Here is a 26,953-nt window from a genome sequence, read left to right on the forward strand (position 1 = left end):
GATCCGCTCAGAGGCCCTCGAAGAGGTCCGTGAGCACCGGTTCCCCGGCGGCACGCGGCGGCCAGGCCATGACGCAGGGTTCGCGTGAAACCACCCGCTCCCATCGGCGCACGGTCACGCCCGGGTCCATCAGCACATCGCGTTGGCTGCGGTGTTCCAGCAGCCCGGCGACGATGCGCCAGGATACCGCCGAGGTGTCGACCTCGATGTCTATGTCCTCGTCCGGGACGGGGCGCAGGTGGTATTCCCGGGTCGGGTCCCAGACCTCGATTCCGGTGCGCCGGCGCACGGTGTTCCACCGCTCGAAGACCGAGGCGCGGATCGCGCCGTGGACCAGGCGCCGCAGCCCGGGTCCGGGAACCTGGCGGGCCCGCCGGAACGCCTCGTCGGTCGCGCGTCCGATGGCGATGTGGTCGCGATGCCCGGTGATCCCGTCCGGGCCGAAGGTCGCAACCACCTGGGGCCGCTCGGCCAGCAGGATCGTGCGCACCCTCTCGACCAGTTCCTCGAAGCCGACCTCCGGCAGCAGCCCGTCGTCGTAGCCCAGCCATTCATGGCGAACCGGGATGGTGCCGTGGGCGCGCCACGCGTTGGCGCTTTCGACCCGGCGCCAGGCACCGAGGGTTTCCGGGGTGGCGGGCACGCCGGCGGAGATCTGCCCGGCGGCCCCGTCGGTGGCCAGCACCAGCACGAACCGGAACCCGGGGTCGCGCTCATGAAGGGCGATCGAACCGGCGCAACCGTAGGCATCGTCGTCGGGATGGGCGACGATGACCGCGATGGAATGCGGCTCGTTCATGGGGCAAATTTTAGTCCCGGCCGCCGCCACAAAACAGGGCGCCGGCCCCGCCATGGGCGCGTTTCGGGTCGCGGCTGCGAAGTGGTGCAATACTGCTTCCATGGACGAGCAACTCGAAGGATCAAAAACGGCACTGGTCATCATCAACATGCAAAACGGCGTGATGGAATACTGCGTGCATCCCAAGAAGGTCGTCTCGCGCATCGCGGACCTCCTGGTCCGGGCCCGCGACACCGGCACGCCCGTTTACTGGGTGCAGGACGAACGCGAATTCGAGCGCCACTCCACACCGTGGCGGCTGGTTTCCCCGTTGGAACCGATGGACGGGGAGCACCGGATCCACAAGACCTATCGCGACGCCTTCACCGGCACCGGGCTCCACGCGTCGCTGATCTCCGAGGACGTGGGGCGCCTGGTGGTCTGCGGCGCGCAATCGGACTATTCCCTGCGCACCACGGCCGGGCGCGCGGCCGCCATGGGCTACGACGTCACGGTGGTGCGCGACGCCCACACGACCGGCGCGGCAACCTTCGAGGGCCAGTCCCTGACCGGGGACCAGATCATCGCCCACACCAACGCGTACTTTGCCTCGCTCGACTACCCCAACCAGGATTTCTCGCTGGTGCGCTCCGAGGAGGTCGGCTTCCGCCCCGTGGTGTTGAACGACTGAGCCGCCGGCGCGCGCCGAACCGTTCCGCCCCTACCCGGGGCCTCGTTGCGGGCGGTATGGTGCTTGGAAGAAGTCACGCAGGAGAACCAGCCTGAGTTGTCGCCAAGGCCAGTCCCGGACGGCAACGCACCGGTGAGGAGCAAGCCATGATCAATTCCGACGATTCCCCCTCAGCCAACGAAGCCACGCCGGTCCCGGGACGGTACGTGGTCGTCTTTTCGGACCCGCATCCCTCCGCCGGGGACAGGTTCGGCACCCGCACCCTCCAGGACGAGGTGCCGAGGATGCTGGAGCAGGAGGGCTTCGCACTTGACACCTACTTCCCGCGCCTCGGCGTGGGGGTCGTGGACGGCGACCCGGAGCAGCTCGGGGAACTGCGGGCCCGTTGCGCATCGCGAAGCGTGCCGCTGCGCATCGTTCCGGAACTGGTTTACCGGATCCTGTCGAGCCCGCCGGCGGGGCCCGGGGCCACCGCATCTCCGCCCTTTGCCGACACCGACGCCCTCACCTGGGGCCTGCAGGCGGTGCGTGCCCAGGAGTCCGGATACACCGGGCGCGGCATCCGGGTCGCGGTGCTGGACACCGGCTTCGATGCCGGGCACCCCGATTTCGCCGGGCGCGACGTCACCACCATGTCCTTCATCGAGGGTGAGGACTCCCACGACGGCCACGGCCACGGGACCCACTGCATCGGCTCCTCCTGCGGCCCGCGGGGGCTGGCCGATGCCCGCGGCTACGGCGTCGCACCTCAGGCCTCCATCTTTGCCGGCAAGGTGCTCAGCAACGAGGGGTCGGGCTCCGACACCGGAATCCTCGCCGGCATCGACTGGGCGCTGCAAAACGACTGCCACATCATCTCGATGTCCCTCGGGGCCGACGTGCGCGAGGTGCACCCGCCGTATGTCGCCGCCGGGCACCGGGCACTGGAGCGCGGGACCCTGATCGTCGCGGCGGCAGGCAACAACGCCCGGCGTTCGGCGGGCAACCCGGGGTTCGTGGGCGCACCGGCCAACAGCCCGTACATCCTGTCCGTCGGCGCGCTGGATGAAAAACTGGGCGTCGCCGATTTCTCGGCGCGCACGCTGCCGGGCCGCGGCGGCCAGGTCGATGTCTCGGCACCCGGCGTACGGGTCTATTCTTCCTGGACCGGTGCCCAGCGCTACAACACCATCAGCGGCACCTCGATGGCCACGCCTCACGTCGCCGGCGTCGCGGCGCTCCTCTCCGAGGCCACCGGTTTCCGCGGACGCGAACTCTGGGCGGAAATCGTCCAGGAATCCGAACGGCTCCAGCAATTCTCCGTCGATGTCGGAGCCGGACTGACGCAGGCCCCGCCGCCTGCCGAGGCCGTGGAACCCGGCCCTGTGCCGGAGCCGGTACCCGAGCCGGTGCCCGAATCCGTGCCCCAATCGGAAGACGATTCGCCGGAGAGTTTTTACGGCCATGGATGAGAACCCGAAGCAGCCGACCCCGGAGACCGTCGGCTACATCGTCACCGTGCAGAGCCAATATCTTGACCGGGTGGATGAGGTCGCCTCAATGCTCGAATCCGCGGGCCTAAAGGTCGAAAGGGTGCTTGGCACCCTTGGCCAGATCCTCGGACGCGCCGAGGAGGCGAAGCGCACGACGCTGGGCGGGGTGGAGGGCGTGCGATCCGTCGACCCGGCCAGGCAGTTTCGAATCAATCCGCCGGACAGCGAGATCCAATAGCCGAAGGCTGCCGGGTGCCACCGGCCGCGGGAACCGTGGTGCGGGGTCCTCGCCGCGGCGGCCGAATCGGCGAAGTACCGCGACATCCACCCGCGGGTGCGCAGCGCGCTGCCTTGCTCCCCCGCCCGGCCCAGGTCGATGACGTCGATGAGCTCGTCCGCTTCCAGGGCGTCGATCTCGTCCCTGAGACTCGGGCCAACGGCGTTGCGTTCCTTACGGGGCCCCGTTCCGGGCGTTCCTCGAGCACCAGCCCGGCCGAAGGGACGCCGGCGCCCCGCAGGGAGGTTCCGCGCATGGCGGCGGCGCAAGTGGGCGTCGATAAGCAGGTGAAGCAACAGCAAGAGTGCACCGGTCCCCCAGTCGGGAGAGGCGGACTCGACGGCCCGCAAGTCATCGACAAGGCTCTTGGGCGCGGACTCGGCCGTGAAGTCATTGGCCAGGTGGGCAAGCAGGGTGCCGGTGAACACCAGTCGGGCGAGCCAGAAGGAGTGGTTGGTGCCGGGTCTGCGGGGCAGTCCTGGCCGCGAATCCTTGTCGAGTCGGATCACGGGAAGCCGTGGGGGCAAGTGGCGGGGTCTCACGTGGCCTGATATTTCCTGAACTCCTTGGAGGTCCAAACCGCCACCATACCGGGACATGGCAAGGGCCCCCGCTCCATTGCTGGAACGGGGGCCTTGTCGGGTTACTTCGGGTGGATCAGTGATCCATCAAAAGTGTGTGGCTTAGGCGCCGGCAAGCTTCTCGCGCAGTGCTGCGAGGGCCTCGTCGGATGCCAGGGTGCCGGCCTCGGTTGCCGGAGCATCCGAGGAGTAGCTGCTGGAAGCGGACTCGGCCGGAGCCGATTCTGCTGCAGCGTCGTCGGCAAGGTGCTGTGCAACCTGCTTCTTGTGGGCTTCCCAGCGGGTCTGGGCGTCAGCGTACTGCTGCTCCCAAGCCGAACGCTGGGTCTCGAAGCCTTCGAGCCACTCGTTGGTCTCCGGGTCGAAGCCCTCCGGGTACTTGTAGTTGCCCTCTTCGTCGTACTCTGCGGCCATGCCGTAGAGAGCCGGATCGAATTCGGCACCTTCGGGATCGACGCCCTCGTTGGCCTGCTTGAGGGACAGCGAGATGCGGCGACGCTCGAGATCGATGTCGATGACCTTGACGAACAGTTCGTCGCCAACGGAGACAACCTGCTCGGCCAGCTCCACGTGGCGCACGGCCAGCTCGGAGATGTGCACGAGGCCTTCGATTCCGTCTTCGACGCGCACGAATGCACCGAACGGAACAAGCTTGGTGACCTTACCCGGAACAACCTGCCCAAGGGCGTGGGTGCGGGCGAAGGTCTGCCACGGATCTTCCTGGGTGGCCTTGAGCGAGAGCGAAACACGCTCGCGGTCCAGGTCGACCTCGAGAACCTCGACGGTGACTTCCTGGCCAACTTCGACAACCTCGGACGGGTGGTCGATGTGCTTCCAGGACAGCTCGGAAACGTGGACGAGGCCGTCTACGCCGCCAAGGTCCACGAATGCACCGAAGTTGACGATGGAGGAAACGACGCCGGGACGAACCTGGCCCTTTTCCAGCTTGTTGAGGAACGTGGAGCGAACCTCGGACTGGGTCTGCTCGAGCCATGCACGGCGGGAAAGAACAACGTTGTTGCGGTTCTTGTCCAGCTCGATGATCTTGGCTTCGATTTCCTGGCCGATGTACGGAGCCAGATCGCGCACACGGCGCATTTCGACAAGCGATGCCGGCAGGAAGCCGCGCAGGCCGATGTCGAGGATAAGGCCGCCCTTGACCACCTCGATGACGGTGCCGGTGACGACGCCGTCTTCTTCCTTGATCTTTTCGATGTCGCCCCAGGCACGCTCGTACTGAGCACGCTTCTTGGACAGGATCAAACGACCTTCCTTGTCCTCCTTGGTGAGGACGAGGGCCTCGACGTTGTCGCCGACGGCGACAACGTCGCCCGGGTCAACATCGTGCTTGATGGAAAGTTCGCGGGAAGGGATGACACCTTCGGTCTTGTAACCGATGTCGAGCAGAACTTCGTCGCGGTCAACCTTGACGACGATGCCTTCGACGAGGTCGCCATCGTTGAAGTACTTGATGGTGGCGTCGACGGCAGCGAGGAAGTCTTCAGCAGAGCCAATGTCGTTGATTGCAACGACCGGGGCACTGGTCTTCTCGTTGGAGGTGATGGTCATGTAGTAGGGACTCCGATGTGGATAGTCTGTATGAGTCGGTCAGCCGGAAGCCCCGGCATGTTCCGAATTTAGCTTGGGTGCGGGCACGGCAATAGCCGAAACACGCCCCCTTAGTCTATTCCCCAGCACCCGCAGGGTCAAAACGGGAACCACGCCTCTTGTCAAGCCGGGCCGTCCGCTGCTCCGGGCAGGCCCCGCGGAAGGCGATGGCCGGCGCGGCATCCCGGTATCCGGGTTGCCGGCGGGCCTAGAAATCCGCCTGGCAATAGGGAATGGCGGCCGTGGCGAACAAGGTGTCGATTGTCTGGACGGCGTTGGCGGCGTGGACCTTGAGCACGCCGGCCTCGGCCAGGTGCGCGGCGCTGAACCCGCCGAGGTACAGCGAGCCGAGGTCGCGGACGTCGAGGCTGGCAGCGGGTTCGCTTTCGGCCGGGGCCCGGCGCACGCTGGCCGCCGAATCCTCGACGGCGAGCTCCCAGAGGCCCTCGGCCATGCCCAGGGAGTCCTCGATGCGCAACACGATGTGCCCGTCGCCGCCGTAGGTGCGCGCCGTCAGCGCGGTTTCCAGATCCAGGATGCGCAGCCACAGGTGGTCGCCGAGCGCGGTGGCCTTGTAGGCCCTGGAGTTTTCGAGCGAGGTGGGCAACACGTCGTCGACCGGACCGCGGCCGGTGATCTTCTCCACCAGGTCGTGGGCACCGAGGTAGGAAATGAGCTCACGGCGGGCGGCGCCCGTCACGGTGCACATTTGGCCGATGTCCATGGTTGGCGGGTCGGCCTTCCACCCGGAGAACAGGTAGCTCATGAACCCGTCGGGCTTGCCCTGCGCGTCCAGGTGCAGGGCGGCGCGCAGGTTTTTCACCGGCTTGAGCGAGTCGTAGTCCTCCCACAGGCCCGCTGCCTGGCCCACGTCGAACTCGGTGGCGCTGACCGAACCGAGCGTGCGGGCATGTGCCGCGGCAAAGATGGCGGGGGCGTACTTCTTCAGCTCGGCCGGGGCCACGGCAACGACGCTTCCCTCGGCCTCTGCGCGCAGCGGCGCTCCCTGGTGGGTCTTGAGCGTGAACCGCGCGCGCTGCGTGGCCCGGCCGAACCCGAACCTGCCGTAGATGGTGGCCTCCGAGGCCGTCAGCGCGGCAAACACCGCCCCCGCCTCGCGGGCCACGGCCAGGTCCAGGGTGATCATCTTGCGCAGCAGGCCGCGGCGGCGGTGGGTGGGGCTGACGGTGACCGAGGTGATCTGGTGCACCGGCATCAGGTTGCCGCCGCCGATGTTCAGCGTCCCGGGGAAGGAGGCGTAGGTGGCAACCGGAGCCTCGGCATGCAGGGAGGGCTGCACCGCCACCTCGTCGTAGACGGCGGTGAAGGTGGTGTTGTCGGCGATCTCGAGCCCCGCCAGGATCTTCAGCCCGTCGGCGTCCAGCGCGGATTCGTGGAAACCGCGGCTGATGGCCTTCAGGAACTCGACGGTGGAAGCGGTTGGGACACCGTCGATGAGCTCGGGTTCGAATCGTTCAAGGCGAATCGTGGAGTCATCACTCATGGTCGTGGGTGCCTTCCGGGTGTAGGGGATGTGGTTGCGGGGATCCTAGAAACCGTTGATGGCGTGTGGGACGCCGGGCAGGTCCAGCAGTGCCGCCAGCGTGGCGGCCGGGGTGTTCCGGGTCGGTTCCAGCAGTCCGGCGGAGACCAGTTCCGTGATCCCGCAGGCGCCCAGCAGCAGAGGGCCCAGGGCCGCTGCGCCGCAGGAGAAGTCGGCGGGCGCGTCGCCGACAAGTTCCGTGATCTCGGCCCGCCCGTCGCGGACCGCGAAGGCGTACGTGCCTCCGGCCAGGGACTGCGTGTCGGACACGCGCAGCGTGAAGTTCCCGGATCCGCGGTATTCGCGGGCTGCGAAGGCCGCGGGGACATCGAGCACGCGCACCCACAGGCCGTGTTCGCGCCCGGTGTAGCTGATCCGCGAGGGGTCCTCCAGCGCCCAGCCCAGCGGGTCGTTTGCCGCGGCGAAGGGGTGGCTGACCCGCTCGATCAAATCGATGCTTGCCAGGAAGCGGAAGATCTCGCGCCGGGCGACCTCTCCGGTGGCCACCAGGTCGCGGACGGTGAGCGTGGCGGGCTTGGACTCCCAGCCGGCAAACGCGTAGGTCACGTATCCCTGGACCTCCCCCGCAGCGTCCAGGTGCACGGCCGCGCGCAGCTTCGGATCGGGGACGGGGCCCTCCGGACCCCAGCGTGCCGTGGCGTGCCGGAGGTAGGCTTCCTGGCGCCCGACCGAGCCGCGGCGGGAGGCGTGGAAAGCCTCAAAGACCCGGCCGGCGATCCCTTCCAGCGCGTGCGGCGGGACCTGGAGCATCGATCCGGCGGGGGCGGCGTGGAAGCGCACGTCCCCGCGCACGTCCAGGTGCAGCGTCTGCTGCTCGGTGGCCCGGCCGAATCCGAACCTGCCGTAGATCGTCGCCTCGGAGGCGGTCAGTGCCGCCACGGGGAATCCCGCTGCCTTGGCCCGGGCGAGGTCCCCGGTCATCAGTTCCCGCAGGATGCCGCGCCGGCGGTGCGTGGGACGCACCGTGACCAGCGTGATGAGGTGCGCGGGAACCAGGGACGCCCCGATGTTCAGCGTCTTGGCGAAGCTGGCGTAGGTGGCCACCGGAACCAGGGGGTCCACCAGGTCGGCGGGCAGGGAATCGTCGTAGACCCCGGTGAGCACCCGCGCATCGATCTCGTGGGCTTGCAGCATCTCCTCCAGCTGCTCCGGCGTGGCGGGCTGCTGGTGGAACCCCTCCCAGCCGGTGTTCAGCCAGGCGGCATACCCCGCCGACGCCGCGCCGGTGTCGGCGCGGCGTGCCAGCGGGACGTTCTCGATGCGCAGGGGCCGCCCGGCGGACATTAGTGCCCGGCGTCCTGCCAGGACGTGCCGATGCCCACGTGCACGTCCAGGGGCACCTTGAGCTCGGCGGCCGCGCCCATCTTCTCCCGCACGATCTTTTCCACCGTTTCCAGCTCGCCGGGGGCGACCTCCAGCACGAGCTCATCGTGGACCTGCAGCAGCATGCGGCTCTTGAGCCCCGCTTCGGCCAGGCCTTCCTCGACCCCCAGCATCGCGCGCTTGATGATGTCGGCGGCCGAACCCTGGATGGGGGCGTTGAGCGCGGCGCGCTCGGCGATGTCGCGCAGCTGCCGGTTGTCGCTGGCCAGCTCGGGCAGGTAGCGGCGGCGCCCGAAGATGGTCTCGGTGTAGCCGTCCTTGCGCGCCTGGTCCACCACGGCGCGCAGGTAGTCGCGCACCGCGCCGAAGCGGGAGAAGTAGTCCTTCATCAGGGTGCGGGCCTCGTCGACGGAGATCTTCAGCTGCTTGGACAGCCCGAAGGAGCTCAGCCCGTAGGCCAGGCCGTAGCTCATGGCCTTGACCTTGGAGCGCATCTCGGAGGTGACTTCGGCCGGTTCGACGTTGAAGACGTGGGAACCGACGAAGCGGTGCAGGTCCTCGCCGTCCTGGTAGGCCTGGATCAGGCCCTCGTCCTCGGAGAGGTGCGCCATGATGCGCATTTCGATCTGCGAGTAGTCGGCGGTCAGCAGGGTTTCGTAGCCCTCGCCGACGACGAAGACCTCGCGGATGCGCCGGCCCTCCTCGGAGCGGACCGGGATGTTCTGCAGGTTCGGGTTCAGGCTGGACAGCCGCCCGGTGGCCGCGACGGTCTGCGCGTAGGTGGTGTGGATGCGCCCGTCGGACGCGACGGCCTTGCGCAGGCCCTCGACGGTCTGGCGCAGCTTGGTGGCGTCGCGGTAGGCCATCAGCGCGACCAGGAACGGGTGCCCGGTCTTCACCAGCAGGTCCTGCAGCGATTCGGCGTCGGTGGTGAAGCCGGTCTTGATCTTCTTGGTCTTGGGCAGGTCGAGCTTCTCGAAGAGCACCACCTGCAGCTGCTTGGGGCTGGAGAGGTTGACTTCCTCGCCGTCGATCGCGGCGTAGGCCTCCTCGGTGGCCCGGTTGATGGTGGTGGTGAAGTCGTCGTAGAGCCCGTCGAGCTTGGCGGTGTCGATGGCAATTCCCGCCATCTCCATGTGGGCCAGGACGAGCGAGAGCGGCATCTCCAGGTCCTTGAGCAGGGCGTCTCCCCCGCGCTCCACCAGCATCCCGGCCAGGTGCTGGCTCAGCTCGCGCACCACGTGGGCCGCGCGCACCGCGGGGGTGGCCAGGTCCGGGCCCTCGAAGTCCAGGGCCAGCTGGCCGTTGGCCGGGGCCTTGGAATCGTCCAGCGAGATGCGCAGGTGCTGCTGGGCGATGTCGGGCAGCTCGTGGCTGCGGCGGTCCGGCTGGATCAGGTAGGCGGTGATCATGGTGTCGTCCTCGACGCCGGCCAGCTCGAACCCGCGGCCCTTGAGCAGCTTGTAGGTGCCCTTGAAGTCGTGCACCGCCTTGGAATGGGTCGCCGAGGACAGCACCGTGGCGAGTGCGCGCTCGGTTTCCTCGTCGATTTCCTCGAGCGAGACGTAGGCGGTGGCGTCGTTCGAGGCGAAGGCCAGCCCGACCACGTCGGTGCCGCCGACGCCGCCGACGGTGGCGGCGTGCAGGCCCAGCAGCTGTGCGCCGTGCGCGGCGAACCACGCCTGAAGCGCCGCGGCGTCGCCGAGCAGCTCGTGGGCCGGGATCTCGGCCTCCTCGGCGGCGTCCTGCGGATCGTCCCCAAAGAGGTCGAAGAGCCGCTTGCGCAGGGTGTTGAACTGCAGCGCGTCGAAGAGCTCTTCCACGGCGTCGCGGTTCGGGCGGTCCAGGACCATGGCATCGATCGCCACCGGCAGCTCGAGGTCGCGCAGCAGGTGGTTCAGCCGGCGGTTGCGGGTGACGTTGTCCACGTGTTCGCGCAGCGAATCGCCGACCTTGCCCTTGATCGCATCGATGTTTTCCAGGATGCCCGGCAGCCCGCCGTAGAGGTTGATCCACTTGGCGGCCGTCTTCGGGCCGACCCCGGGCACGCCCGGGAGGTTGTCCGCGGTTTCGCCGACCAGCGCGGCAAGGTCCGAGTACTGTTCCGGGCGCACGAAGTACTTGGCCTCGACGGCGTCCCCGTCCATCGGCGGGATGTCTGAGATCCCCTTCTTCGGGTAGAGCACCAGGGTCTTTTCGGTGATCAGCTGGAAGGCGTCGCGGTCACCGGAGACCACCAGCACGTCCAGGCCGGCCGCCTCGCCCTGGGCGGCGAGGGTGGCGATGATGTCGTCGGCCTCGTAGCCGTCCATCGTGATGGTGGGGATGTTCATGGCTTCCATGACCTTCTGGATCAGGTCGATCTGGCCGTGGAACTCTTCGGGGGTCTTGTTGCGCCCGCCCTTGTATTCGGTGTATTCCAGTGAGCGGAACGTGGGGGTGTCCAGGTCGAAGGCCACGGCCACGTGGGTGGGCTTCTGCTGGCGGATCATCGTCAGCAGCATCGACACGAAGCCATGCACCGCGTTGGTGTGCTGTCCGGTGTCGGTTGCAAAGTTTTCTGCCGGCAGTGCATAGAAGGCACGGAAGGCCATGGAGTGCCCGTCAATGACGAGCAGGCGCTGGGGATCGGTTGCCACAAGTTTGGTTGATTCGCTCACAGGTGCCAGCCTAGTTGGCATGGGCAATAATTTCACTGAAGACAACGCACTGGCCGCCGAGACATCTGGCACCTTTGCCTCCAACGGGGCGGCGACGGGCAATCCGCACGCCCGGCAGCTGGCCGCGCACGGCGTCCCGGAGGCCATGTGGCCGATGCTGGCCAGCCACGGGGTGGGAACCCTGGTGGAGAAGCTGGGCATCGTTTTTTCGGAAATCACGGCCGACCGCGTGGTGGCCACGATGCCCGTGGAGGGCAACCAGCAGGTGGCCGGGATCCTGCACGGCGGGGCATCGGTGGCCCTGGCCGAGACCCTGGGGTCCTTCGCCGCGGCGGTGCACGGGAAGGGCGCGAAGAAGCCCGTGGGCGTGGACATTTCCGCAACCCACCACCGGGCCGGGGTCACCGGCCTGGTGACCGGGGTGTGCACCCCGATCCATCTGGGCCGCACGCTGACCACGCACGAAATCGTCATCAGCGACGAGGCCGGGCGGCGCCTGTGCACCTCGCGCATCACCAACATGCTGCTCGATGGCTGAATCCGCGGCGGGGCAGGCCCCACGCCGCATTCTCTGCCACGGGGTCACCGGAAGCGGAAAATCCACGCTCGCCCGGGAACTCGGTCGCATCCTCCAGGTGCCGGTGCACTACGTGGACGAGGAAATCGGGTGGCTGCCCGGCTGGGTGCTGCGGGACCCGGCGGAGCAGAAGGCCTTGGCACTGGAAGCCGCCGCCGCCCCGCAGTGGGTCTTCGATTCGGCCTACGGCCACTATCGGCAGGACATCATTGAGCGCTGCGATCTCGTCGTCTGCCTGGATTACGCCCGCGCCCTCTCACTGTTTCGGCTGCTGCTGCGCACGGTGAAACGGATCAGGCGCCGCGAACCGGTGTGCAACGGGAACGTGGAGACCTGGGCAAGGACCCTGGACCGGGACTCCATCGTGCGCTGGCACTTCAAGACCTTCGGCACCAAGCGCCGGCAGATGCGCGAGCTGGAATCCGCGCTGGGACCCGAACGCGTCAAGCGTTTCTCCAGTCCCCGGGAAACCGAACGGTGGCTCGCCGGGTTGAAGGCGCGCCCGGCAGCACCGGGTCCCTAGTATTCGCGGCTCTGGCCCGGGGCCTTCTTCACCGTGTAGCGGGTCTCCAGGATCCCGCCTGGATATTCGCGCGTGAGCGTCGGGGCGAGCTTGGCGGTGCCACGCATGGCAAAGAGCGGGCGGCCGCCGCCGAGCAGGACCGGCATGGAATAGAGCAGCAGCTCGTCAAGCAGCCCCTCGTCCACGAACTGGCCGGCCAGCGAGCCGCCGCCCACCACCCAGACGTCCTTGCCGTTGGCGCTGCGGGCGATGTCCCCCGCCCATTCGGTCACGTCCCCCCGGACGAAGGTCAGGTCCGCTCCCGGGAATGCGGCGAGCTCCCGGTGCGCGAAGACCCAGACCGGCAACCCCGGGTAGGGCCATTTGTCGTGCACCTCGTTGAGCAGCCAGGAATAGGTGTCCGCCCCCATGGCGATTGCACCGATTTCCGCCATGAACGCGTCGTAACTTTCGGTCTGGCCGGCGAAGCCGTCAAAGTCCATGAGCCAGTCGAGTCGCTCGTTTTCATCGGCAATGTAGCCATCTGCCGAGGCTGCCACGTAATACCTGAATTGCGTCATGGTGCCCATCCTAGCCACGCCTTGGCCGCCGTCTAAGGCATTGGGAACGGGTGTTTCCCCGGCCGGCGGACGGGGTCGATGGGCTTAAACGGTTTTCGCCCGCCCGGATCCAAGGATCGAGGCGGGCGAAAGCGCGGGGCCGGTGTTGCTCAGGCGCCGAGAATCCGCTCGCTGAGCGAAGGCACGATGAGGATGATGCCGAACATGACGACGATGCCGCACAGCGCAAAGCAGCCGTAGGCAGCGAGCCTGGCCGGCACGGCAGAGCGCTTCGCGTCCTCGCCCACGGCAAGCATGCGCACGCCCAGCGAGTAGGCACCAACAATGAACAGCGCAGCGACCCAGGTGGTGACGGCGACGATCAGGAATGCATCCCACTGAATAGTCATTAGTTGACCTCCTGCTTGGCCTTGGCGCGTTCCATCTTGCGACGCTGCTTCTTGGTGGGGATGTTCACGGCGGCGCCGGAAACATCGACATCGCTGATGGCGTTGTTGTGGCCCACGATTTCACGGCGCGAGAGCACCCAGATCACCAGCAGGGAGCCGACTCCCAAAATGGTCACGATGACCAGTCCGCCGGTCCCGAAGTGGGCAAGTGCGGCGGCTGCGGCGCCGATGATCCCGGCTGCCGGGAGCGTAAAGAGCCAGCCCAGGGCGATGCGGCCCGCGGTTCCCCAGCGGACCTCTGCTCCCTTGCGGCCCAGTCCGGATCCGATCACGGAGCCGGAGGCGACCTGCGTGGTCGACAGGGCGAAGCCCAGGTGCGAGGAGGCCAGGATGGCCGCGGCGGTGGACGTTTCCGCGGCGAAGCCCTGTGCGGGCTTGACGTCGGTCAGGCCCGAACCCATGGTGCGGATGATGCGCCAGCCGCCCATGTAGGTGCCCAGCGCGATGGCCAGCGCACAGGAGGCGATGACCCAGAAGTGCGGGCCGGTGCCTGCATCCTGCAGGCCCGAGGCGACCAGGGTCAGGGTGATGACGCCCATGGTCTTCTGTGCGTCGTTGGTGCCGTGGGCCAGTGCCACGAGCGAGGAGGAGAAGATCTGTCCGTAGCGGAATCCGCCGCGCTTCGGCGATGCGAGGCCGGATTGGCGCTTGGTCACGGAGTAGGCCAGCTTGGTGCACAGATACGCAGAGGATCCCGCGATCACGGGGGCCACCAGCGCCGGGAGCAGCACCTTGGACATCAGCACGTTGTAGTCGATGGCACCGAACCCCGCACCCACGATCGCGGCACCGATCAGTCCGCCGAAGAGTGCATGCGAAGAACTGGACGGCAGGCCGAGCAGCCAGGTGACCATGTTCCAGACGACGGCGCCCATCAGGCCGGCGAAGATCATGGCCGGCATGATTTGCACGCCGGTGTCCCCGCCCTCCTTGATGATGCCGCCGGAGATGGTCTTGGCGACCTCTGTTGAAAGGAATGCACCAACAAGGTTCAGGACCGCGGCCAGCGCGACCGCGGCCTTCGGCTTGATTGCACCGGTTGCAATGGGCGTGGCCATCGCGTTCGCGGTGTCGTGGAAGCCATTGGTGAAATCAAAGAACAGGGCAAGTGCAATGACCAGGACGACGATAAGCGTCAGATCCATGTATAAACCAATCGTGGGATTACGGGAGAGGGCCGAGTCGCGCTGGTTTCTCCGAACGCCCGCATTGTTTGCCCAATGTTAGGGTTCCGTTCACCTAAGTCGCAGATTCATCATATGGCCTGCTCCGCACTAGTCAATTCACGGAGCGTGGCTCGGCGCCCCTCCTGTGCCCGTGGTCAGGCATGGCGCGGGAACGGCACCGCTGTGACGTGAGCGACTTCACGTGCGACGTGGCTCGGTTCGGGTGGGGGACGACGCCATCGCGTGCTGCCTGGCGCCGGCGGCAAACGACGTGAATATTCCGGAGGTTCGGGTGCGCGAATCGGCGCGGAGCCGTAAGCTCGTTCAATGGCCAGATTCTTTGACGTTCACCCCGATAACCCGCAGCCACGTGCGATTGCGCAGGCCGTTGACCTGATACGCGATGGCGGGCTGATCGCCTACCCCACCGATTCCTGCTACGCGCTGGGAGCCCAGATCGGCAACCACGAGGCCTTGGACAGGATCCGGACCATCCGCCAGGTCGGCGACAAGCACCACTTCACGCTCGTCTGCAAGGACTTCGCCCAGTTGGGCCAGTACGTGGAGGTCAACAACCAGGTCTTCCGCAATATCAAGGCCGTCACCCCGGGCAGCTACACCTTCATCCTTCCGGCGACCAAGGAGGTGCCGAGGCGCCTCATGCACGCCAAGAAGAAGACCATTGGCGTGCGCATCCCCGACAACCCGGTGGTCCGCGCCCTGTTGGAGGAGCTCGGCGAGCCGATCCTCTCCAGCACCCTGTTGCTTCCGGGCGAAGAAGACCCGATGACCCAGGGATGGGAAATCAAGGAGGCCCTGGACCATGTGGTCGAGGGCGTCATCGATTCCGGGGAATGCGGCATCGAGCCGACCACCGTCATCGACTACTCCAGCGGCGAGGCAGTCGTTGCCCGCGTGGGTCTGGGCGACCCCTCGCGCTTCGAATGACGAAGAACCCGGGCAGCCCTAGGCGACTCCGACCCGGCCATCGGTGAGGTTGCAAACCAACTGCCAGAGGTGGCCGTCGGGATCGGCGAAGGTGCCGATGTACTGCAGCCGGCCGCTGGCGTGCTCGATCTCGTGGGGCGCAAAGCCCTTCCCCGTCGACCCGGAAACGGCGGCAAGTATTTCGTCGACCTCCGCGACGGTGGCGATCGCGCAACTGAGGAATGCATCGGTGGCCGGCACCGGCAGCAGCGGGGTGCGCTTGGCTTCGCGCGAGTACTTCGTGAACGCCTCCGCCTCGGCCAGGAAGATCGTCATCCCCGGCAGTTCCAGGCAGACCGTTCCCATCGCCAGCTTGGCACTTTCGATGCCCACCACGTCACGGTAAAAGGCCAGGGAGCGCCCGGCGTCCGCCACGGCCAGGCTCAGGACAACACCTTGGGTTTTCATCGTCTTTCTGTTTCCTTCCACGGGGTGCAACGGATCTTGGATCCATTATTCATCGGGAACGGGCCGGGGTGCTGCGCCTGATCCCCCACGAGCATTCCCATGCTTCCCCCGGCGCCAGCCAGTGCAGGCCCAGACCGTTGTTGAAGGCGTTGGCCGGGGCTGTCATCGGCTCCATGGCCACGGCACGTACCGGTCCCGCGGGACCGGGGAACGCCGGGGCGGTGAACACCTGGATGAACCCGTAGTTGGAGTCCATGTGCAATTCCACGCGGCTGCCGTCGGGCGCCTGCAGGTAGTGCCTCGAGCTGCCGTCGGGTTCGCGGTCCAGGCCGGTCCAGGTGTCGTCCAGCGAGACTTTATCCAGCAGCCGGCCCCGGCGATAATCAAAGCGGGTCCCGGCAACCTGGTCCTGATTGCCGGTGGGGATCATGGATCCGTCGACTTCCAGGTGCCGTTCGGCGTTGACAAAGAGCTTCAGTTCGGCGGCCGGGATGTCCCCGAGCCGCAGGTAGGGGTGGGCCCCGACGGCGACCGGGGCAGTCCGGTCCCCAAGGTTTTCAAGGCGGTGGGTGACGCGAAGGCCGTCCGCAACCAATTCGTAGCGCACGGACGTGTCCAGCTCGAAGGGGTACCCCGGTGCGGGGGAAACAGCCGCCGCCAGCACCACGCTGCCTTCGGAGCGTCGGACCTGCCGGTAGCTGCTGTGCCGCAACAGGCCGTGGATGGCATGGCCGCGGGCCTGCTCCGTGATCGTGAGCCGTTCCTCGGCGCCCTCGTATTTCCAGGCTCCCCCGGCCACCCGGTTCGGCCACGGCACCAGGACCACGCCGGCCGCGGAGGGCGCCACGATCCCCTGCGGATAGTCGTGGACCAGTTCGACCCCGTCGATGAGAAGCCTTCGCAACGAGGCCCCGACCTGGTTCACCACCGCGTGTTGGGTGTGGCCGTCAATGGTGCCGGTGAGTTCGAATCGTTCGCCCATCGGGGAACCTTGGCTTGGCAAGTCGGTCCTTTCGTCGTGACAGCTATCTGACGTTGCTTCCGGAGAGAAGTCTTTCCATCCCTCGCTTTTCGGCGCCCGAATGCAGGGAACGAAAGCGGGGCCGGGGGAACCCGTGCTTGGCTCCCCCGACCCCGTTGGCGCGTGCTTGGCGCTTGGCTACTTGACCTGGTCGATGACGGTCTCGGCGACTTCGCGCATGGACAGGCGGCGGTCCATCGAGGTCTTCTGGATCCAGCGGAACGCCTCGGGTTCGGTCAGTCCCATCTTCTCGGTCAGCAGGCTCTTGGCTCGCTCGACCAGCTTGCGGGTCGCGAACTGCTCGGTGAGGTCGCCGACTTCCTTTTCCAAGGCGCGGATCTCCTCGTGGCGGGAAATCGCGATCTCGATGGCGGGAACCAGGTCGGCCGGGGTAAAGGGCTTGACGACGTAGGCCATGGCTCCGGCCTCGCGTGCACGTTCCACCAGTTCCTTCTGGCTGAAGGCGGTCAACAACACCACCGGGGCAATGCGCTCCTTGACGATGGTCTCGGCGGCGGTGATGCCGTCCATGACGGGCATCTTGACGTCCATGAGCACCAGGTCGGGCTTGTGTTCCCGGGCCAGTTCGATCGCCTTTTCGCCGTTGTCTGCCTCCGCAACGACCTCGTAGCCCTCGCCGCGCAGGATCTCGACAATGTCCAGGCGGATCAGGGTCTCGTCTTCGGCGACAATGACGCGGCGGGGTGCGCCGGTGTTGGGCTCGGCCGCAATACGGGTTACTTCGGGCAGGTCGCTCATCGTGCTCCTTCAATCCCGGCGTGACCGGGGCTGTCATCAATACTCGGTTTCGTCGTTAAGCCTATCTGCATGTACAGTGGATAACCGCAAGGACGCGAGGATTTCTGCGCAAAGCAATTATCAGTTACGCTTATTCTCGCTGCTTCAAAATGTGCCCGCCCGAGTGGCGGAATGGTAGACGCGCTGCACTCAAAATGCAGTATCGAAAGGTGTGTGGGTTCGAGTCCCACCTCGGGCACATTTCGGCCCCGATCCCCTGTTTCACAAGGGATCGGGGCCTTTTTCATTTTAGCCAATGACAACTTTTGGGCCTATTTGTTCGGCACCAGTTCGCTTATCGGTCTGCGTGGTCCGACCCGGGTAAGTCCTGCCCTTCGACCTATCATCCCAGGGCTGGCAAGGCGATGGGTGTCCCCTCCCTTCCTGACCCAGAGGCCGTCTGATTCACCGGGTGCGGGCCACGCACTTCCGGTCCGGCCCTTTTCTTCGCCCGTTTCGCACCGTGTCGTTTCCCGGGCTTGGTGTTCCGGTACGACGAGGGTGCGCGATGCCGTGGGTGCCGTGGAAATGCCGCTCTTCCGGTGGCGGCGTTCTCCACTGGCGTATTGGTGGCGGGACTACGGCGGGCACCTCTTTCGTTGTATAGGCATATGGCGCGGCCCGTACGTGGACAGGCAGCGTCGCCAACAGTCGACCATGGGCACCCTCAGGAGGCGTGCGATGAAAGAGCCTTTCGATAAAGCCGGGGCCGGTCTTGGGTCTGAAGACGTGATGGATGCCTATTCCCGGACCGTCATCGGCGTGGCCGAAGCCGTTGCGCCGCATGTGGCCGCCATTGAGATGACGCGTATCGGCCGCAACGGACCGGTGCGCCTTGGCGCGGGTTCCGCCGTAGTCTTTACCGAGGACGGCTACATGTTGACCAATGCCCACGTGGTCGCCGGCGCCAGCGACGGACGGGCGGCCTTTGCCGACGGCACGGAAACTGATATCGAGATCAGAGGAGCGGATGCACTGTCCGACCTAGCTGTTATCCGCGGTCTTTCCCATATGCAGGCCCCGGCGCAACTTGGCGACGCCGAGGGGCTACGGGTCGGCCAACTGGTGATCGCCGTGGGCAACCCTCTGGGCCTGGCCGGATCGGTGACTGCCGGGGTGGTCAGCGGGCTGGGGCGATCCATCCCCACCGCAATTGGCCGCACCCGGCGGGTCATCGAAGACATCATCCAAACCGATGCCGCGCTGAACCCGGGCAACTCGGGCGGGGCACTGGCCGATGCCCACGGCCGGGTCGTCGGCATCAACACTGCCGTGGCGGGCGCGGGCTTGGGCCTGGCCGTTCCCATCAACGCCACCACCCGGCGGATCATCTCCGCGCTGATGGCCAACGGGCGTGTCCGGCGCGCCTATCTGGGCCTGGTCAGCTCCCCGATTGTGCTGAACGAGGCGCTGGCATCGCGCGTGGGCCAACGACAGGGACTGCGCGTGGCGGATGTCATCGCCGGGTCGCCGGCGGAGAAGTCCGGGTTGAAGCCCGGCGACCTGGTGCTCACTGTCGGGCAGCGCCCGGTCTCCAGCGCCGAGAGCGTGCAAAAGCAGTTGTTCTTCGAGGCCATCGGTGTGCCGCTGCCGGTGACGGTACTCCGAAACGGTGCAATGGTGGATGTCATCGCCGTGCCGGTGGAGATGACGGACTGAAAACAAGAAGGCCGGACTTCCTCCGCGATCCCCCCATGGGAATCGTGGTGGAAGTCCGGCCTCTGCCGGGTCTGACCTAGATCGAGAGGGCTTCGGAACCGGCGACGTTTTCCGAGTCCCACGGGCCGACCTTCTCGCGGGCAGGCATCGGCTTGCCGTCACCGAGCTGTCCTGCGTCGGCAAGGTCGCCGACCTTGTGGACGCGCAGCGAATTGGTCGAACCGGCCTGTCCCGGAGGGGAACCGGCGGCGATGCAGACGATGTCGTTGAGCTCTGCGAGGCCCTCGGCCAGCAGCGCGCGGTCGACCTGGGCCGTCATCTTGTCGGTGTGGTCCGCGTATTCCACCAGGCGCGGCTGGATGCCCCACATCAGGGTCATGATGTTGTAGGTCTGCGGCAGCGGGGTGAACGCCAGCACCGGGCGCTTCGGGCGCAACCGGGACAGGCGCCGGGCCGAGTCGCCGGACTGGGTGAAGGCCACGATGTACTTGGCATCCAGCTGGTCGGCGATCTCCACGGCCGCGCGGGTGATGGCGCCGCCACGGGTCTTGGGCTTGGAGCCCAGGCGCGGGATGCGGTCCAGGCCGTGCGTCTCCGTGGAGGAGATGATCCGTGCCATGGTCTCGACGGTCTCGATGGGGTATTCGCCCACCGAGGTCTCGCCCGAAAGCATGACCGCATCGGCGCCGTCGAGGACGGCGTTGGCGCAGTCGGAGGCCTCGGCGCGGGTAGGCGTCGGGGACTCGATCATCGATTCGAGCACCTGGGTGGCCACGATGACCGGCTTGGCCCAGCGGCGGGCCAACTCAATGGCACGCTTCTGCACCAGCGGGACCTCCTCGAGGGGAAGCTCCACGCCCAGGTCGCCACGGGCGACCATGATCGCGTCGAAGGCGTCGATGATTTCCTCGAGGGCGTCGACCGCCTGCGGCTTCTCGATCTTCGCGATCACCGGAAGGCGGCGGCCCTCCTCGTCCATGATCTCGTGCACGCGCTGGATGTCGGAGGCGTTGCGCACGAAGGACAGTGCGACCATGTCGACGCCGGCCCGAATGGCCCAGCGCAGGTCGTCCTCGTCCTTTTCGCTCAAGGCGGGAACGTTGACGGCGACCCCGGGGAGGTTGATGCCCTTGTTGTTGGACACCTCCCCGCCCACGACGACCTCGGTGACGACCTTCTCGTCGTCGACTGCGGTGGCGCGCAGGGCGACCTTGCCGTCGTTGATCAACAGGATGTCGCCCACGTTGACGTCCTGGGGCAGGCCCTTGAACGTCGTGGAGCAGAAGGTGCCGTCGCCAAGCTCATCGGCGATCACGATGGTGAAGGTGTCCCCCACATGCAGCATGTGCTTGGCATCGCCCACGAACCGGCCCAGCCGGATCTTGGGGCCCTGCAGGTCGGCGAAGATGCCGACCGGCCGGCCGAGTTCCTCGGCCGCTGCCCGCACGTTGCCGAGGTTCTCGGCGTGCATCGAGTGGTCGCCGTGGCTCATGTTCAGCCGGGCGACGTCGACACCCGCCTTGAGCACTGCCAATGTCTTGTCGTAGGTGCCGATCGCCGGGCCCCAAGTGGCCACAATCTTTGCGCGTCTCATACGGTTAGCCTATCTGCCTTTCCATTTCTCAGGTCGGGAAAACACCGCATAAGAGGTGCATCCGTCTCACAACATGCTGATGGCCCGATCCGTCGGTGCAACGGGGGCCGGAAGGCGGGTTTCGCCCATCAGGTATTTGTCCACCGCCGCGGCACAGGATCGTCCCTCGGCGATGGCCCACACAATCAGGGATTGTCCGCGTCCGGCGTCGCCAGCCACGAACACCCCGGGGGTGTTGGTCATGTAGTAACCATCACGGGCGACGCTGCCCCGGTCATCAAACTCGGTGTTGGCCTGTTCCATGAGACCGGCAGTCTCGGGTCCGGTGAACCCGAGTGCCAGGAAGACGAGGTCGGCGGGTATGACCCGCTCCGTGCCCGGCTTCGGAAGGCGCTGACCGTCAATAAATTCGGTCTCTGCCACTGTAACACCCATCACGCTTCCGTGCTCTCCCGTGAAGTTGACCGTGGCGGCCAGGTAGGACCGTTCACCGCCTTCCTCGTGCGCCGACTGGACCTCGAAGAGGGTCGGGGTCATGGGCCAGGGCTGGTGCCCCGCGCGCTCGGTCGGGGGCTGTGCCCCGATGGCAAGGGTGGTCACGGAAGCGGCGCCCTGGCGGATCGCGGTGCCCAGGCAGTCGGCTCCGGTGTCGCCGCCGCCGAGGATGACCACGTGCTTGCCCTTGGCGTCGATGCGCACGGCATCGCGCTCACCGGCCACGACCTCGTTGGAGTCCACCAGGTATTCCATGGCGAAGTGCACACCGCTCAGCTCGCGCCCCGGGACCGGCAGGTCCCGCGGAACGGTCGCCCCGGTGGCAACGATCACCGCGTCGTAGAGCCGGTTGAGCTGCTCGAACTCGATGTCGGTGCCCACCGAAACGCCGGTGCGGAACACCGTTCCCTCGGCCTCCATCTGGGCCAGGCGCGTGTCGAGGACCTCCTTGGCCATCTTGAAGTCCGGGATGCCGTAGCGCAGCAGTCCCCCGACCTTGTCGTCGCGTTCGTACACCGCGACGGTGTGGCCGGCACGGGTCAGCTGCTGGGCGGCGGCCAGGCCGGCCGGACCGGAACCGACCACGGCGATGCGCATGTCGGTGTGGCGCACCGCAAGGACCGGTTCCAGCCCGCCGGAGGCAATCAGGGTGTCGGCGATTTCGACCTCGACCTGCTTGATTGTTACGGCCGGCTGGTTGATTCCCAGCACGCAGGAGGACTCGCAGGGTGCCGGGCACAGCCGCCCGGTGAATTCCGGGAAGTTGTTGGTCGCATGCAGGCGCTCGGCGGCGTCCCCCATCCGGCCCTGGTGGACCAGGGCGTTCCATTCCGGGATCAGGTTGCCCAGCGGGCAGCCGTTGTGGCAGAAGGCGATGCCGCAGTCCATGCAGCGTCCGGCCTGCGCGGTGAGCACCTCGGCGTTTTGCCGCTCGGTGACCTCCCGGTAGTCCATGATGCGCACCGAGACGGGGCGCTTGGGCGGGGTCACGCGGTCGCGTACCTCTAAGAATCCACGTGGATTAGCCACGGGTCACCTCCAGAATCCGGTTCCAGACAGCTGCTGAATCCGGGTCGAATCCTTCGTTGGCGGCATCGTTGCGTGCCTGTGAGACGGCTGCGTAGTCGCGCGGCAGCACCTTGGTGATGCGCGCGGCGGCCACCGGCCAGTCGGCCAGCAGGCTGGCCGCCAGCGCCGAGCCGGTGTGCTGCACGTGCCGGACGAGCAGGCCCTTGATGAGCTCGAGGTCCGCCCCGTCCAGGCCGGAGAGGATCAGGTCGTCGTTCTCGACGGCCAGCGGGTTCAGCGCCGCGGTGTCCAGGTCAAGGACGTAGGCGGTGCCGCCGGACATGCCGGCGGCGAAGTTGCGCCCGGTGGCGCCAAGGATCAGCACCGTTCCCCCGGTCATGTACTCGCAGCCGTGGTCGCCGATGCCCTCGACCACCGCGGTGGCGCCGGAGTTGCGCACGCAGAAGCGTTCGCCGACCATGCCGCCGATGAACAGCTCGCCGCTGGTGGCGCCGTAGCCGATGACGTTGCCGGCAATGACCTGCTCGGCGGGGTTGAACCCGCTGCGCTCATCCGCCTTCACGGTGATGCGTCCGCCGGAAAGGCCCTTTCCGACGTAGTCGTTGGAGTCGCCGGTCAGGTGCAGTGCCACCCCGGTGGGCAGGAAGGCGCCCAGGGACTGGCCGGCATGCCCGCGCAGCTTCACCTCGATGGTGCCCGGCGCCAGTTCCTCGGTCCCGAAGGTCCGGGTGACGTGGTGGCCCAGCATGGTGCCCACCGAGCGGTCGGTGTTCTTGATTGGGAGGTCAAGAACGACCTTCTCGCGGCGCTCCAGGGCAGGGGCGGCGGCGGCAATGAGCTGGTTGTCGAAGTGCGCCCCAAGCCCGTGGTCCTGGGACCCGGTGCGCGAACGCGGCGCCCCGGCCTTGGATCCCTCGGTGTTGAAGATCTTCTCCAGGTGCAGGCCCTGGGTCTTCCAGTGGCCCACCGCGGCGCGGGTGTCCAGCAGCTCGGCCTGGCCGATGGCCTCCTCGAGCGTGGCGAAACCGAGTTCCGCCAGCAGCTCGCGGACCTCCTGGGCGAGAAACTCGAAGAAGTTCACCACGTGGTCGGCCTGGCCGGTGAAGCGCTGGCGCAGTTCCGGGTTCTGCGTGGCGACGCCCACGGGGCAGGTGTCCAGGTGGCAGACGCGCATCATGATGCAGCCGGCAACCACCAGCGGTGCGGTGGCGAAGCCGAATTCCTCGGCGCCCAGCAGCGCGGCGATGACGACGTCGCGGCCGGTCTTCAGCTGCCCGTCGACCTGCACGGTGACGCGTTCGCGCAGCCCGTTGAGCATCAGCGTCTGCTGGGTCTCGGCCAGGCCGAGCTCCCAGGGCACGCCGGCATGCTTCAGCGAGTTCAGCGGGGACGCGCCGGTGCCGCCGTCGTGCCCGGAAACCAGCACCACGTCGGCCTTGGCCTTGGTGACGCCGGCCGCGACGGTGCCGATGCCGACCTCGGAGACCAGCTTCACGTGGACGCGGGCGCTCGGGTTGGAGCACTTCGCGTCGTGGATCAGCTGGGCCAGGTCCTCGATCGAATAGATGTCGTGGTGCGGCGGCGGGGAAATCAGGCCGACGCCGGGGGTCGAGTGGCGCGTGCGCGCCACCCACGGGTAGACCTTCTGGGCCATCAGCTGGCCGCCCTCGCCGGGCTTGGCGCCCTGCGCCATCTTGATCTGGATGTCATCGGCATGCGTGAGGTACATGCTGGTGACCCCGAAGCGGCCCGAGGCGATCTGTTTGACCGCCGAACGGCGTGCCGGGTCCAGCAGGCGGTCGACGTCCTCGCCGCCCTCGCCGGTGTTGGACTTGCCGCCCAGCCGGTTCATCGCGATGGCCAGGGTCTCGTGCGCCTCGGCGGAGATCGAGCCGTAGCTCATGGCACCGGTCGCGAAGCGCTTGACGATCTCGGACACCGGTTCCACGGCGTCGATGTCGATGGGCGTGCGCCCGTCGAACTTGAAGTCCAGCAGCCCGCGCAGCGTCATCAGGCCCTTGGCCTGGTCATCCACGCCCTGGGTGTACTTCTTGAAGATGTCGTAGCGGCGTTCGCGGGTGGCGTGCTGCAGCCGGAAGACGGTCTCCGGGTTGAAGAGGTGCGGCGGGCCCTCGCGGCGCCATTGGTATTCGCCGCCGGTCTCCAGCACGCGGTGCGCGTCCGGGTTCAGGTCGGCCGGGTAGGCACCGGCGTGGCGCATCGCGGTTTCGGTCGCGATGATGTCCAGGCCCACGCCTCCGAGCTGCGAGGAGGTGCCGGTGAAGTACTGGTCGACCACGCGCTGGGACAGGCCCAATGCCTCGAAGGTCTGGGCGCCGCAGTAGGAGGCCACGGTGGAGATGCCCATCTTGCTCATGATCTTCAGCAGGCCCTTGCCCAGCGCCTTGATCAGGTTGACCTGCGCCTTGGCCGGGGTCACGTCGCCGAGTTCGCCCTGCAGGGCCATTTCCTCGACGGATTCCAGGGCCAGGTAGGGGTTGATGGCGGAGGCGCCGTAGCCCACGAGCACCGCGACGTGGTGCACCTCGCGTACGTCGCCGGCCTCGATGACCAGGGAGGTCTTGGTGCGGTTGGCGCTCTTGAGCAGGTGGTGGTGCACCGCCGAGGTGAGCAACAGCGAGGGGATCGGCGCCCACTGGGCGTTGGAGTCCCGGTCCGAGAGCACGATGAACTTCACGCCGCGGTTGGTGGCGGCGGAGACCTTCTCGCAGATTTCCTGCAGGCGGGCGCGCAGCTCGGACTCGCCGCCCTCGGGACGGTAGAGCCCGCGGACGCGCAGCGCCACCTTGGCGCCGTTTTCGTCGCGGAGGTTGGCGATCTTGGCCAGGTCGTCGTTGGTGATCACAGGGTAGTCGAGGGACACCTGCTTGGCGTCGACCTTGCCGGTGGCCAGCAGGTTTCCGTCCGGGCCGATGCTAATGCCCAGGGAGGTGACCAGTTCCTCGCGGATGGAATCCAGCGGCGGGTTGGTGACCTGGGCGAAGGACTGGGTGAAGTAGTCGAAGAGCAGCCGGGAGCGGTCCGAGAGCACGGCAACGGGCGTGTCGGAGCCCATGGCGCCCAGCGGCTCGGCGCCTGCGGTGGCCATGGGGGCGAGCAGGATCCGCAGTTCCTCGGTGGTGTAGCCGAAGGTGCGCTGGCGGATCTGCACGGAGGCGGAGTTGTGCTTGACGTGCTCCAGGTCCGGCAGGTCGGTCAGGCGGATCTTGTTTTCGCTGACCCACTGGGCCCACGGCGCCGAGGCGGCGACCTGCGACTTGATTTCCTCGTCGGAGATGATGCGTCCGGCCTCGGTGTCGACCAGGAACATCTTGCCCGGGGCAACACGGCCCTTGGCGGCGATGAGGGCGGGATCGAGGTCGATGACGCCGACCTCGGAAGCCAGCACGACCAGTCCGTCGGTGGTGACCCAGTAGCGTGCCGGGCGCAGGCCGTTGCGGTCCAGCACCGCGCCGACCTGCTTGCCGTCGGTGAAGGACACCGCGGCGGGCCCGTCCCAGGGCTCCATGAGCATCGAGTTGTACTCGTAGAAGGCGCGGCGGTCGGCATCCATCGAGGCGTGGTTTTCCCAGGCCTCCGGGATCATCATCATGATGGCCTGGGCGATCGGGCGACCGGAGAGCATCAGCAGCTCGGCGACCTCGTCGAAGGAGGCCGAGTCGGAGGCGCCGGGGCTGCAGATCGGGAAGAGCTCCTCGGGCACCTCGCCCAGCAGGGAGGAGGCGAGCTGCGACTGGCGGGCGCGCATCCAGTTGCGGTTGCCCTTGACCGTGTTGATTTCGCCGTTGTGGGCGATGGTGCGGAAGGGCTGGGCCAACGGCCACGAGGGGAAGGTGTTGGTGGAGAAGCGCGAGTGCACGATGCCGAGGCGCGAGGCGAAGCGCTCGTCGCCCAGGTCCGGGTAGAACTCGGTGAGCTGCTCGGTGGAGAGCATGCCCTTGTAGACCATGGTGGCGGAGGAGAGCGACGGGAAGTACACGCCGAACTTGTTCTGTGCGCGCTTGCGGATCCGGAAGACCCTGGCGTCAAGGTCTGCTTCGTGGTCCTGCGCGGCACCCAGGAAGAGCTGGGAGAAATGCGGCATGGAGCCCAGTGCGGTGGCGCCGATGGTCTCGGTGTTCACCGGAACGTCGCGCCAGCCGAGCACGGCCAGGCCTTCCTCGGCGGCAAGGTCTTCGAGGGCGGTGACGGCGGCGGCGCGCTGCGCGGCCTCCTGCGGGAGGAAGGCGGTGCCGGCGGCGTAGCGGCCGGGGGCGGGCAGGTCGATGTCCGTGACGGCGCGGAAGAATGCGTCGGGGATCTGCGTGAGGATGCCTGCACCGTCGCCGGTGCCTGCGTCGGCGCCCACGGCGCCGCGGTGTTCGAGGCGGCGCAGCGCCTCGAGGGCCTGCTCCACGATCTCGTGGCTGGCCTCTTGCGTCAGCGTGGCGATAACCGCCAGGCCGCACGCGTCTTTTTCGTTTGCCGGGTCATAGAGCCCTTGGGCTTCCGGGACATCGGCAAACCGGGTGTAGGGCGAGGAAACCTCCTCGCCTGGATGCGGTGAGGCATTGAGTTGGACTCCGGTCATGCTCATGAGTGGTCCCTTTCTCGGTGTGGGGGCTGAGGTGGTGGATCTTCGGGCGACGCTGGCCGAGGAAAGGCAATGGGTTCCCGAACCGGCACCCCGAATTCGGGTCGGGCTGCGGTGGGGTGGGTGTGACGGCTGCGAG

The 26,953-nt window shown here is 67.1% G+C and carries 21 protein-coding genes and 1 tRNA gene; 7 read left to right on the forward strand and 15 right to left on the reverse strand.

Annotation, left to right across the window (positions count from 1 at the left end):
- Nucleotides 1–7: 7 nt before the first annotated feature.
- The gene (locus tag ACIPVK_RS01055; RefSeq protein WP_407610132.1) at nucleotides 8–799 is read right to left on the reverse strand and encodes a PIG-L deacetylase family protein; all 792 of its coding nucleotides are present in this window, start codon (nucleotides 797–799) and stop codon (nucleotides 8–10) included.
- Between the two features lie 100 nt (nucleotides 800–899).
- On the opposite strand from ACIPVK_RS01055, the gene ACIPVK_RS01060 reads away from it, so the two are divergent.
- Nucleotides 900–1,469 (forward strand): isochorismatase family protein, encoded by a 570-nt coding sequence (locus tag ACIPVK_RS01060; protein WP_407610133.1) that lies wholly within the window; start codon nucleotides 900–902, stop codon nucleotides 1,467–1,469.
- 146 nt (nucleotides 1,470–1,615) lie between these two features.
- The gene (locus tag ACIPVK_RS01065) at nucleotides 1,616–2,920 is read left to right on the forward strand and encodes a S8 family serine peptidase (protein ID WP_407610134.1); all 1,305 of its coding nucleotides are present in this window, start codon (nucleotides 1,616–1,618) and stop codon (nucleotides 2,918–2,920) included.
- 33 nt (nucleotides 2,921–2,953) lie between these two features.
- Here the strand turns inward: ACIPVK_RS01065 and ACIPVK_RS01070 are convergent, their stop codons facing one another.
- The 5 genes from ACIPVK_RS01070 to polA all read right to left on the reverse strand — a co-directional run bounded on the left by ACIPVK_RS01070 (nucleotide 2,954) and on the right by polA (nucleotide 10,888).
- Nucleotides 2,954–3,727: a hypothetical protein gene (locus tag ACIPVK_RS01070; protein ID WP_407610135.1), complete on the reverse strand. Its 774-nt coding sequence runs from the start codon at nucleotides 3,725–3,727 to the stop codon at nucleotides 2,954–2,956.
- A gap of 174 nt (nucleotides 3,728–3,901) precedes the next feature.
- Nucleotides 3,902–5,368: a 30S ribosomal protein S1 gene (gene rpsA / locus ACIPVK_RS01075; RefSeq protein WP_407610136.1), complete on the reverse strand. Its 1,467-nt coding sequence runs from the start codon at nucleotides 5,366–5,368 to the stop codon at nucleotides 3,902–3,904.
- A gap of 247 nt (nucleotides 5,369–5,615) precedes the next feature.
- Nucleotides 5,616–6,911 carry an enhanced intracellular survival protein Eis gene (gene eis, locus ACIPVK_RS01080; RefSeq protein WP_407610137.1) on the reverse strand — a complete coding sequence of 432 codons (1,296 nt, stop codon included), beginning with the start codon at nucleotides 6,909–6,911 and terminating at the stop codon, nucleotides 5,616–5,618.
- 45 nt (nucleotides 6,912–6,956) lie between these two features.
- The gene (locus ACIPVK_RS01085) at nucleotides 6,957–8,255 is read right to left on the reverse strand and encodes a GNAT family N-acetyltransferase (RefSeq protein WP_407610138.1); all 1,299 of its coding nucleotides are present in this window, start codon (nucleotides 8,253–8,255) and stop codon (nucleotides 6,957–6,959) included.
- Nucleotides 8,255–10,888, reverse strand: coding sequence for a DNA polymerase I (gene polA / locus ACIPVK_RS01090; protein WP_407610279.1), 2,634 nt, complete (start codon nucleotides 10,886–10,888; stop codon nucleotides 8,255–8,257). The genes ACIPVK_RS01085 and polA overlap by 1 nt, the downstream gene beginning before the upstream one ends.
- Before the next feature lie 85 nt (nucleotides 10,889–10,973).
- Between polA and ACIPVK_RS01095 the strand changes: the two genes are divergently transcribed.
- Nucleotides 10,974–11,492, forward strand: a complete 519-nt coding sequence (locus ACIPVK_RS01095) for a hotdog fold thioesterase (RefSeq protein WP_407610139.1) — start codon at nucleotides 10,974–10,976, stop codon at nucleotides 11,490–11,492.
- Nucleotides 11,485–12,054, forward strand: a complete 570-nt coding sequence (locus tag ACIPVK_RS01100; RefSeq protein WP_407610140.1) for an adenylate kinase — start codon at nucleotides 11,485–11,487, stop codon at nucleotides 12,052–12,054. Before ACIPVK_RS01095 ends, ACIPVK_RS01100 begins: the two co-directional genes overlap by 8 nt.
- Here ACIPVK_RS01100 and ACIPVK_RS01105 read toward each other — a convergent pair.
- The 3 genes from ACIPVK_RS01105 to ACIPVK_RS01115 all read right to left on the reverse strand — a co-directional run bounded on the left by ACIPVK_RS01105 (nucleotide 12,051) and on the right by ACIPVK_RS01115 (nucleotide 14,208).
- Entirely contained in the window at nucleotides 12,051–12,614 is a 564-nt protein-coding gene (locus ACIPVK_RS01105) for a dihydrofolate reductase family protein (RefSeq protein WP_407610141.1), read from the reverse strand. The two genes, ACIPVK_RS01100 and ACIPVK_RS01105, sit on opposite strands and share 4 nt — an antisense overlap.
- 149 nt (nucleotides 12,615–12,763) lie before the next feature.
- Nucleotides 12,764–13,003: a hypothetical protein gene (locus tag ACIPVK_RS01110; protein ID WP_407610142.1), complete on the reverse strand. Its 240-nt coding sequence runs from the start codon at nucleotides 13,001–13,003 to the stop codon at nucleotides 12,764–12,766.
- Nucleotides 13,003–14,208 carry an inorganic phosphate transporter gene (locus tag ACIPVK_RS01115; protein WP_407610143.1) on the reverse strand — a complete coding sequence of 402 codons (1,206 nt, stop codon included), beginning with the start codon at nucleotides 14,206–14,208 and terminating at the stop codon, nucleotides 13,003–13,005. Before ACIPVK_RS01115 ends, ACIPVK_RS01110 begins: the two co-directional genes overlap by 1 nt.
- Before the next feature lie 348 nt (nucleotides 14,209–14,556).
- Between ACIPVK_RS01115 and ACIPVK_RS01120 the strand changes: the two genes are divergently transcribed.
- Nucleotides 14,557–15,177, forward strand: a complete 621-nt coding sequence (locus ACIPVK_RS01120) for an L-threonylcarbamoyladenylate synthase (RefSeq protein ID WP_407610144.1) — start codon at nucleotides 14,557–14,559, stop codon at nucleotides 15,175–15,177.
- Between the two features lie 18 nt (nucleotides 15,178–15,195).
- On the opposite strand, the gene ACIPVK_RS01125 is transcribed toward ACIPVK_RS01120, so the two are convergent.
- From ACIPVK_RS01125 to ACIPVK_RS01135, 3 genes are all read right to left on the reverse strand, one after another.
- Entirely contained in the window at nucleotides 15,196–15,624 is a 429-nt protein-coding gene (locus ACIPVK_RS01125; RefSeq protein WP_407610145.1) for a VOC family protein, read from the reverse strand.
- Nucleotides 15,625–15,673: 49 nt separating this feature from the next.
- Nucleotides 15,674–16,606: an aldose 1-epimerase family protein gene (locus ACIPVK_RS01130; protein WP_407610146.1), complete on the reverse strand. Its 933-nt coding sequence runs from the start codon at nucleotides 16,604–16,606 to the stop codon at nucleotides 15,674–15,676.
- Nucleotides 16,607–16,783: 177 nt separating this feature from the next.
- Nucleotides 16,784–17,404 carry an ANTAR domain-containing response regulator gene (locus ACIPVK_RS01135; RefSeq protein ID WP_407610147.1) on the reverse strand — a complete coding sequence of 207 codons (621 nt, stop codon included), beginning with the start codon at nucleotides 17,402–17,404 and terminating at the stop codon, nucleotides 16,784–16,786.
- 157 nt (nucleotides 17,405–17,561) lie between these two features.
- Between ACIPVK_RS01135 and ACIPVK_RS01140 the strand changes: the two genes are divergently transcribed.
- Nucleotides 17,562–17,642, forward strand: a tRNA-Leu gene (locus ACIPVK_RS01140).
- Nucleotides 17,643–18,124: 482 nt separating this feature from the next.
- Nucleotides 18,125–19,102, forward strand: coding sequence for a S1C family serine protease (locus tag ACIPVK_RS01145; RefSeq protein WP_407610148.1), 978 nt, complete (start codon nucleotides 18,125–18,127; stop codon nucleotides 19,100–19,102).
- 76 nt (nucleotides 19,103–19,178) lie between these two features.
- Here the strand turns inward: ACIPVK_RS01145 and pyk are convergent, their stop codons facing one another.
- The 3 genes from pyk to gltB form a co-directional block, all read right to left on the reverse strand.
- The gene (gene pyk, locus ACIPVK_RS01150; protein WP_407610149.1) at nucleotides 19,179–20,696 is read right to left on the reverse strand and encodes a pyruvate kinase; all 1,518 of its coding nucleotides are present in this window, start codon (nucleotides 20,694–20,696) and stop codon (nucleotides 19,179–19,181) included.
- A gap of 66 nt (nucleotides 20,697–20,762) precedes the next feature.
- Nucleotides 20,763–22,220 carry a glutamate synthase subunit beta gene (locus tag ACIPVK_RS01155; protein ID WP_407610150.1) on the reverse strand — a complete coding sequence of 486 codons (1,458 nt, stop codon included), beginning with the start codon at nucleotides 22,218–22,220 and terminating at the stop codon, nucleotides 20,763–20,765.
- Nucleotides 22,213–26,817 carry a glutamate synthase large subunit gene (gene gltB / locus ACIPVK_RS01160; RefSeq protein WP_407610151.1) on the reverse strand — a complete coding sequence of 1,535 codons (4,605 nt, stop codon included), beginning with the start codon at nucleotides 26,815–26,817 and terminating at the stop codon, nucleotides 22,213–22,215. Before gltB ends, ACIPVK_RS01155 begins: the two co-directional genes overlap by 8 nt.
- Nucleotides 26,818–26,953 lie beyond the last annotated feature (136 nt).

Origin of the sequence: Paeniglutamicibacter sp. MACA_103, from assembly GCF_045798555.1 — a bacterium.
In the GTDB taxonomy this organism is placed as follows: Bacteria; Actinomycetota; Actinomycetes; order Actinomycetales; family Micrococcaceae; genus Paeniglutamicibacter.